A 1,373-nucleotide genomic window follows, 5' to 3' on the forward strand; every position below is an offset into this window, starting at 1 on the left:
GCGCGTCTCTCCCACAAGTGGGGGTTTCGCCCCGTATTTCGCTTTTCATTGACATGGGCACAGAAGTGAGAGAAGATCAGGATACATAGGTGGTCCCCTACGGTCGCCCCATCCCGCACGTTGTTCCGAACACGTGCATCGGCGAAATCAGTAGCTTCATGCCTGAGTTCCTTGCCTGAATCCAGCCTCCGGTGTATTCCCTTCTGGGCGGCCTGACTCCCTCCGGCCTCCCCCTCTCTCCGTCCGCCTCTCCCTTCCCGCTGCGGGTTCACGCTCCGCAGTCCTTTCGCATACCTTCTTGAATTTTTTCGCTCGCGATCAGGTATTTTCTGAGAACGCGCTGTGTGTGCTGATCTACCCGCCATGTGCGGTACCGATCAGCAGTCCCCGGTCGTCCCCTGCAGCTGCCCCACCCGCATATGCCGAACATATGCAACGTTCGAAATTGTGTTGCACCATGTTCGCTTCAGGACCGCGTTCCGTCTCCAGACCCGTCTCCAGATCTCACAGTGGATTCCTCCTCACCACCATCGCGATGGCGGCCTGTGTCTCCGTCGCCCTGTTCACGGCAACATCCGCCCACGCCGCGCAGGCCGTCGTTGTTCAGTCGGCCACGGCACTTGCGGCAAGCGTTGTCAGCCCCGACAGCGCAGCCAACATCACCCTCGGCGTGATTCCCGCAGGCGCCACTCACGTGACCCTTGCTTTCACCGGTACCGGCCAGGTGCAAGACACGGTGCTGCGAGCCACGCTCGGATCCAACGGCTACAAGACAGTGGTTCTGAACGCCGTGGCGAACCAGACGTCAGCCAGCACGGTTCGGCTGCAGCTTCCGACGGCGCCGGACGGCGCTCTCACGCTTTTCAGCAGCGCCGCGAGCCTCAACGTTTCCGTCAGCCTGGTCGGATTCACCGTGCCCTCGGTTATCCCGACGAACACCGTTGTTTCGGTTGGCACGGCGCTCACTGTCGCGCCCGGTGACGTGAGCTATTCGACCATCACACTCGGCGCGGTTCCCGCCGGGGCCACGCATGTGACTCTGCAGTTCACCGGAACCGGTCAGACGCAGGACACTGTGCTGCGAGCAACGCTCGGGTCGAACGGCTACAAGACCATCGTTTTGAACGCCGTGGCGAACCAGACGTCAACCGCCACGGTTCGGCTGCAGCTCCCGACCACGCCGGACGGTACGCTCGCACTGCTGAGCAGCGTCGCGAGCGTCACCGTGGCCAGCACCCTCGTCGGATTCACGGTACCGGCCCCGGCCCCGGTACCGGCCCCGGCCCCGACTCCGACCCCGGTACCGGCCCCGGCTCCGGCCCCGACCCCGACTCCGACTCCGACCTCCGACTCCGACTCCGACTCCGACTCCG

General features: G+C 63.9%; 1 protein-coding gene. It reads left to right on the forward strand.

Annotated features, from left to right (window positions below; translation table 11 throughout):
- Positions 1-457: 457 nt before the first annotated feature.
- Positions 458-1,373, forward strand: a 916-nt coding sequence (locus tag JF66_RS19245; RefSeq protein ID WP_197059496.1) for a hypothetical protein, incomplete at its 3' end; no start/stop codon positions are given.

Origin of the sequence: Cryobacterium sp. MLB-32, from assembly GCF_000738085.1 — a bacterium.
Classification (GTDB): Bacteria; Actinomycetota; Actinomycetes; order Actinomycetales; family Microbacteriaceae; genus Cryobacterium.